The organism is Staphylococcus microti, from assembly GCF_000934465.1.
Taxonomy (GTDB): domain Bacteria; phylum Bacillota; class Bacilli; order Staphylococcales; family Staphylococcaceae; genus Staphylococcus; species Staphylococcus microti.
Window position 1 is genome coordinate 131,019 of record NZ_JXWY01000002.1, and the last position, 7,083, is coordinate 138,101.

Below are 7,083 nucleotides of genomic sequence, written 5' to 3' on the forward strand. Positions count from 1 at the left end.
TCTATATATAATCTTTTTTCGATAAATATAATACATGTATATATTATAGTAGATTCACGTCACTTTGAGAATGCTACCGCAGCTGTATTTCTTAATATTGTTTGACACCCCATAGCTTTTCTTCACATTTTTGAATAATATATTTCAATACTTGTATACGTGCTGTTTTCTTATGATCCGCTGGTACAATCAGCCATGGCGCATAATCTGTATCCGTCTTCACAATCATATCGTGACTCGCTTCTAAATACACATCCCACTTCTCACGGTTACGCCAGTCTTCGTCCGTAATCTTCCATTGTTTGTTCGGATCTTGTTGGCGATCTTCAAAACGCTTGAGTTGTTCATCTTTATCCAATGACAAGAAAAACTTCAAAACAATCGCGCCATCATGTGTCCACATCTTTTCAAATGTATTAATTTCATCATACGCACGTGACCATTCATCCGTTGTCGCAAAGCCTTCTACACGTTCCACCAACACACGACCATACCAACTGCGGTCAAAAATACTAATATGTCCACTCTTCGGCATCACTTTCGCAAACCGCCATAAGTAATGATGATTGAGTTCTACATCTGTCGGTGCACTCGTTGTATTCACTTCATACCCTGTCGGATCAAGCAACTGACGTACACGTTTAATATTGCCACCTTTACCTGCTGCGTCCATACCTTCATAAACTAAAACTAACGGAATTTTACGTTCATAAAGTGCAAACTGCAACTCACGTAAGCGCATTTGTAATTCCTCTACGACTGATTCGTACGCACGTTTCTTAATCTTCGTTGTCGCTGGATCAAACATATCCGTATGGAATCCTTCTGTAAAACGACCGTCCACGTTACGTTCACGTTGTTCTTTACGCTTAATTGCTTTTTTAAGTCGTTTAATCAAGTGACGATACATTTGTTCCACAGCTGTTTCACGTTCTGTATAATCAATGACTTCCCAACTTTTATCTAATAAGGAAGCAAACGAGTCTTGATAAACATCTGCCGGTACGACATCTTCATACTCTTGTGCTTTCCAGTTCGTCAACGGATTGTCTTTCATCTGTTCGATATGTTCTTGACGCTTTTCTTCATCTATATTGATGTAATATTTAATGACCTCATGTTGATCGTCAACCAGCATTTTCTCGAACGCTTGAATATCATGGTGTAAGTGATCATAGTCTTTCAATACCGCTTTTTTAATGCGATGTACCTTGTAATCAATATAATGCGCATACCAACTGCGGAAATAAATATTAATATCCCCTTTCGTCGGCAATGTCTCCCAGAACTTCTGCAAAAATTGATAGCGCAAGTCTTCGTCAGATGGTGTCTTTGTCGCAATAAAATGCGTATACTTAGCGTCTAATGTAAGCAATAATTCATTAGCGAGACGTGTCTTACCAGATGCTGGCACACCTTCAAAAAGAATCATTACCGGAATCCCTAGTGCATGTGTTTTACGTGTTAACTCTGCTGCTTGTAACTGTAGTTGTTCTACTTTTTCGTTCATGTTCTCACCCCTGTTACTTCTATTATACTGAACTAAAAAACAGCTTATCAATGTAAAATGACAAATTGTAATTGACGAATAAAACGTATGACTTCATTAAATAGATCTTTTTGTCGTGCAAGATGACTAGACGTTAGATAGATAAACAGATCCATTGTGTAACAAACTGTGATTAATAAGGGAAATCATATACACCAACAGTTTAAAATTGAACACTTTTTGCTATTAAATGATCCTTTAATATTTCATCCTAACCATCATGTGCCAATCATATTTTTCCAACAAATGCCCAATTGAAATGTACATATTCACACCATTTTTGCATTACAGTTTAAATGTGACCCGTAATATTTGTAACACATGCTGTTTTTTACGATATGAACCCAAAACCCCTTTATACAAAGTTTTCATAATGGGTCACTTGTCTATTTTTCACATATATTTATGTGACAGATATATTACAGAAACTGATTTTGTAATCACACTGTAATATTTTGTTACTTGATGGACATTTACAAACGTGTTTTTGCTTGGTAGAGTGTGGTTGTTGAATTTTTTGAATAACACTTTTTGAAAATGAAAATAAGCAACTATTATTGGAGGACTTATTTACTATGAAAAAAACATTATTAGCTTCATCATTAGCTTTAGCAATCGGTGCAACAGGTGTTGCTACACATACAACTGACGCTCATGCAGCAGAAGAACAAATTAACAAAGCAGAATTAGCGCAATTAGCTTTAAATAACGATCCATCATTAAGCGAACAAGCGATTCACGCTGGCGCATATGACTACAAATTCACATTAGACGGTGTGAACTACCACTTCTGGTCAGATGGCGTTTACTTTGGTTATGAATACAATGCAAATGGTATGACATCAATGGTTCAACCAGCTGAAATCGCTGACGTGAACAACGTGGCGATGACACAATCTGGTTCATACGACACATCATATGTTCAAACACAACAACAATCTTATTCATACCAACCAGCTGCTCAAGCGGCACCATCTTATAACTACAACACTGCATCAACTTCTTACAGTGGCGGTAGCGTAAGATTAGCAAACGGTAACACTGCAGGTGCTTACGGTTCACGCGCAGCTCAAGAAATGGCAGCTCGTACTGGTGTTTCTGCATCAACTTGGGAAGCAATTATTGCTCGTGAATCTAACGGTCAATTAAATGCATACAACCCATCAGGTGCTTCAGGTTTATTCCAAACTATGCCAGGTTGGGGTCCAACAAACACTTATGAGCAACAAATCGCTGCTGCTACAAAAGCATACAATGCACAAGGTTTAAGTGCTTGGGGCTTCTAATCTAACTTTACAACTTAAAAAGAGTCTCGCTATTGAGGCTCTTTTTTTATGGGGATGCGTCCCCTTTTAATATGTCTTTATTTCGAGCAATTGGCGAAAGAGAAGTACATTTCAAATTACTTCTCTTATCGTCACTTTTATTTGAGTAAAATACATCACACTGTCACTTTCGCACAATGACATACGGCATCTTGCCATACACTACAGTCCGTATACAGAATAAGTCAACACATCGTCTTTTGTTTCAGTTATGTTACATTCAGACGTAAAAATGTTTACAACTATTCAATTCGGATATTTTATATGCTATGATGCTCTCAGACAAATATGAAAAAGAAACAACAGAGGAGACTTTTTAATCATGAAAAAATTAACTACTGCTACAATCGCTACTTTAGGCTTAGTTACATTCGGTGCTGCTACCGCTGACGACGCATCTGCAGCTGAACAACTTAATGTTAATTCACAATATACAACTACATACTCTGAAGTTACTGGTGACTACGTAACTGTAGACGCTAACGGTAACAAACACCACACTTTAGATGGTAACTGGAACCCAACAATGTTCAACAACGAATCATTTAAATTCTGGGAAGTTGACGAAAACGGTACTTACCACTACTATTACTACTCTAACGATAACGCTGATTACAGCTATGCAACTACTAACACTACAGTTGCAACACCAGTTGTAAACAACAGCTATGACTACAATACACAATCAACTAACTATGTTGAAGCTGTTCCTTACACAACTTCAAACACTAACTATGCACAACCAGTTGCTGCACCATCAAGCAACGCTAACTACAACTACACAACTACAACAACGACGACTACTACAACATCTGCACCTGTAGCTACAGGTTTAACTTATGGTCGTGGTGGTCAAGGTAACCTTTACACAGCTGGTCAATGTACTTACTACGCTTATGAGCGTTCAGGTGGCCGTGTAGGTTCACTTTGGGGCAATGCAAACAACTGGGCGAACGCTGCTCGTTCAGCTGGTTACACTGTAAACAACACGCCTGCAGTTGGTGCAATCATGCAAACAACAGCTGGTGGATACGGTCACGTTGCTTACGTTGAAAACGTAGCTTCTAACGGTTCTGTAACAGTATCAGAAATGAACTACACAGGCGTTGGTCAAGTAAGTTCACGTACTTTATCAGCAAGCCAAGCAGCTGGATACAACTACATCCACTAATTGCTAATTATATAGTTAAAAGAGAGTGATTTCGATCACTCTCTTTTTTTGTGCCTTGAAAGAACCAACTTCCAAGCTATTTAGTTGAAACAAATATATCCTCTCGCTACAATGAGACACACGGATTGAAACGAGTTACAAATCGTTTCAACCAAGCTTGCAAAATGATATGAATGGCAGTAGGTGCCTACTGAAGTGAAAATACACTTTCTGCCCCACTTCTAAGTACAATAGACAAGGATATTTTATGAAACGCTTAATCAAAACAACTCTATATATAAGCTTATTCGCCATTGTTCTCTACTTTGGCTATACACATACACAACAATTTCTACGCCCTGTTTCAGATTGGTATGATCAGAAAGGACGACACGTATTCCAAATGGATCGTCAAACACAACCTTTTGGTCATTATGAAAATGGGCTCTCATTTAATGGTGACAATCGCCATTACGGTGTGGACTATCACTTACCTGAAAATACTCCGATTCTCGCTGCATCAGATGGTGTCATTACACGGACACTTGATGATCCATATGGTGGTAAGATTGTTGAACTAAAAGAAGCTAATAGTGAACATTATCAATGGTATGGACATCTTAATGACTTTGAAGTCGAAGCCGGACAAACAGTAAAACAAGGTGACGTTATCGCTAAGTCTGGTAATACTGGTAAATATACGACAGGTCCTCATCTGCACTTTCAACGTATGCGAGGCGACGTCGGAAACGCTTATGCGATAGATCCTGAGCCATTTGTTGAAGCACTTCCCGACAAACAGTATAGCCTCTTCCGTATCTAAAAACCCCCACCATCTCTCGGCGGGGGTTTTGCTTATGATTGTTTATCGTGTTGAATATCAAAGTGTACTTGTTGCATTTTACTTTCAACGCTTGCGATTTCATCGGCACATTCTTTTAATAAGTGACGATAGCTATCTGTGTTTTTAACTGATTTATAATGTAGTTTATGTTCTAAGCTTGCCCACATATCCATACCAATCGTACGTATCTGTATTTCAACGGGCGTTTCTACAACACCATCTGTTAAAAACAGTGGCACTGTCACGACAAGATGTAAACTTTTATAGCCATTTTCTTTTGGCGTTTCCACATAATCTTTACGCTTTAGTAATTTAATATCAGATTGTTGTAATAGCAATCTTTCTACTGTATAAATATCATCAAAATAGTTGCAGATAACGCGAATCCCTGCAATATCATAAATGTTTTCTTGTGCGACTTCAGCACTCACTTCAAGTCCTTTACGCTGAAGCTTTTGTACTAAGCTAGGCAATTTTTTAACACGACGTTCCATATGATGAATTGGGTTATGTGCTGTTTTTAATTGAAAATCTTCATCCAAAATACGTAATTTGGTGCTAATCTCTTCCAAAGCTGCACTGTAAATGTGTTCAAGTTTTACAAACTCTAACACTTGTTCAAAACTATCAGAGATATCATCATTTTGGTTCGTATATGCTGCAATTTCTTTTTTTAAATTCTCAATATTAAGGGGTGCTGTTTTTTCAACAAACATTTGATTCACTCCAAACTATTATGTAGTCTTCTTTAGCTTACTATGTCAGATGTCAAAATGGAAATGTATCGCCTATTCTCCCTACAAAAAAACACTCGCTGATACCATATATCAAACGAGTGCATTTTGAAAGGTGACATGCTATTAGTGATAGCTACGAATTTTGTCGACTGGTAAACGTGAAGTTTGTTTGCCTTCATCGACACCTTTACCGATTGCCACGATTACAACTGGCACATAGCGCTCAGGATCTAAACCAAATGCTTCTGCAATATTAGCATGATCAAAGCCACCAATTGGGTTTGTATCATAACCGTGTTGACGTGCAACTAACATTAATTGCATCGCTGCTAAACTACTGTCTACTTTGACAATGTCGTTCATTTGCGCAGGCGTTAATTGTTTATACATATCAACAAAACGGCTGACAAGTTCTTCTTTAATGTCTTGTGGCATAAAACCTTGTTCTACTGCCGCACCGTAAATATCTTCTGCATATTCATAATTCAACATATCTCCAAAAATAACGACCATCGCAGCAGATGTATCATTTTGACGTGTATTAAATTGAACAAGTGGACGCAATTTATCTTTGCCTTCTTCTGATTCTACGACAACGAAACGCCATGGCTGCATATTGATTGATGACGGTGCTTTTGTCGCTTTACGAATGATTTCATCCATTTCTTCGTGTGGAATTTTCACTTCTGGATCGAACACCTTGATAGAGCGTCGTCCCATTAATATATCTTCAAAATCATTTTTAACTGTCATTGTAATAACTCCTTTTCTGCCTGTTTACAAATTAATCTAATCAAGTGCAATTTAATTATATTTTATCACTTACACGCTTTCAAGCATAAAGTGTTATACTAAATATAAGATAATGGAGGGATGCACATTGACCAAAGATCATAGAGAATTGCAACGCCAGATTTGTTTTTTATTTTATGTCTCTTCTAAAGAAGTCATCAAACAATATACCTTACATCTAAAAAAATATAATCTTACATATACGGGGTATATTACGCTTATAGCATTTGGTGATGACGAAATACTTAATATTAAACAACTCGGCACACGTATTTATTTGAACTCTGGAACACTCACACCATTGATTAAAAAGCTTGTATCCAAAGGACTTATTGAAAAATGTCGAGATGCTGAAGATGAGCGCAACTTGAAACTTTCACTTACACCAGCTGGGAAAGCATTAAAACACGAACTTCAACACGTTTCGCAACTTGTCGCGCAAGATATGAAAATTGATCATGAAGATGCTGAAACATTGAGGCGTATTTTAAATCGTTTCGTCAAACAAAACTTTCCTCACAGACTATCGCATCCACCACAGTAACCATACGAAAAAGCATGAAAATTAGACTCACTAAACTGGACCCTATAGATTAGACACTAAAAAAAGAGTGTCGGTCTATAGGGTTATTTTAATGTATAATTTGAGTAACTACTCTAATGACTGAGAGGTGCAAATTGATGAG

General features: G+C 37.5%; 7 protein-coding genes. 4 read left to right on the forward strand and 3 right to left on the reverse strand.

The annotated features are described in order from the left end of the window. Positions 1 to 91: 91 nt before the first annotated feature. Positions 92 to 1,510 (reverse strand): phosphate--AMP phosphotransferase, encoded by a 1,419-nt coding sequence (locus TP70_RS00740; RefSeq protein WP_044358626.1) that lies wholly within the window; start codon positions 1,508 to 1,510, stop codon positions 92 to 94. Between the two features lie 614 nt (positions 1,511 to 2,124). On the opposite strand from TP70_RS00740, the gene TP70_RS00745 reads away from it, so the two are divergent. The 3 genes from TP70_RS00745 (at position 2,125) to TP70_RS00755 (ending at position 4,847) form a co-directional block, all read left to right on the forward strand. After that, positions 2,125 to 2,835, forward strand: a complete 711-nt coding sequence (locus tag TP70_RS00745; RefSeq protein WP_044358627.1) for a transglycosylase SLT domain-containing protein — start codon at positions 2,125 to 2,127, stop codon at positions 2,833 to 2,835. 361 nt (positions 2,836 to 3,196) lie between these two features. Beyond that, positions 3,197 to 4,045, forward strand: a complete 849-nt coding sequence (locus TP70_RS00750; protein WP_044358628.1) for a CHAP domain-containing protein — start codon at positions 3,197 to 3,199, stop codon at positions 4,043 to 4,045. A 247-nt stretch (positions 4,046 to 4,292) separates the two neighbouring features. Continuing rightward, entirely contained in the window at positions 4,293 to 4,847 is a 555-nt protein-coding gene (locus TP70_RS00755; RefSeq protein WP_044358630.1) for a M23 family metallopeptidase, read from the forward strand. A gap of 32 nt (positions 4,848 to 4,879) precedes the next feature. Here TP70_RS00755 and TP70_RS00760 read toward each other — a convergent pair whose 3' ends face one another. After that, positions 4,880 to 5,584, reverse strand: coding sequence for a GTP pyrophosphokinase (locus TP70_RS00760; protein WP_044358632.1), 705 nt, complete (start codon positions 5,582 to 5,584; stop codon positions 4,880 to 4,882). 144 nt (positions 5,585 to 5,728) lie between these two features. Further along, positions 5,729 to 6,358 (reverse strand): nitroreductase family protein, encoded by a 630-nt coding sequence (locus TP70_RS00765; protein WP_044358634.1) that lies wholly within the window; start codon positions 6,356 to 6,358, stop codon positions 5,729 to 5,731. Positions 6,359 to 6,485: 127 nt separating this feature from the next. Here TP70_RS00765 and TP70_RS00770 point away from each other — a divergent pair, with 127 nt between their 5' ends. Continuing rightward, the gene (locus TP70_RS00770; protein ID WP_240626960.1) at positions 6,486 to 6,941 is read left to right on the forward strand and encodes a MarR family winged helix-turn-helix transcriptional regulator; all 456 of its coding nucleotides are present in this window, start codon (positions 6,486 to 6,488) and stop codon (positions 6,939 to 6,941) included. Positions 6,942 to 7,083 lie beyond the last annotated feature (142 nt).

Coding starts and splice junctions, on each gene's coding strand:
- TP70_RS00745 (WP_044358627.1), top strand. CDS start 2,125: ATGAAAAAAACATTATTAGCTTCATCATTAGCTTTAGCAATCGGTGCA.
- TP70_RS00750 (WP_044358628.1), top strand. CDS start 3,197: ATGAAAAAATTAACTACTGCTACAATCGCTACTTTAGGCTTAGTTACA.
- TP70_RS00765 (WP_044358634.1), bottom strand. CDS start 6,358: ATGACAGTTAAAAATGATTTTGAAGATATATTAATGGGACGACGCTCT.
- TP70_RS00760 (WP_044358632.1), bottom strand. CDS start 5,584: ATGTTTGTTGAAAAAACAGCACCCCTTAATATTGAGAATTTAAAAAAA.
- TP70_RS00740 (WP_044358626.1), bottom strand. CDS start 1,510: ATGAACGAAAAAGTAGAACAACTACAGTTACAAGCAGCAGAGTTAACA.
- TP70_RS00755 (WP_044358630.1), top strand. CDS start 4,293: ATGAAACGCTTAATCAAAACAACTCTATATATAAGCTTATTCGCCATT.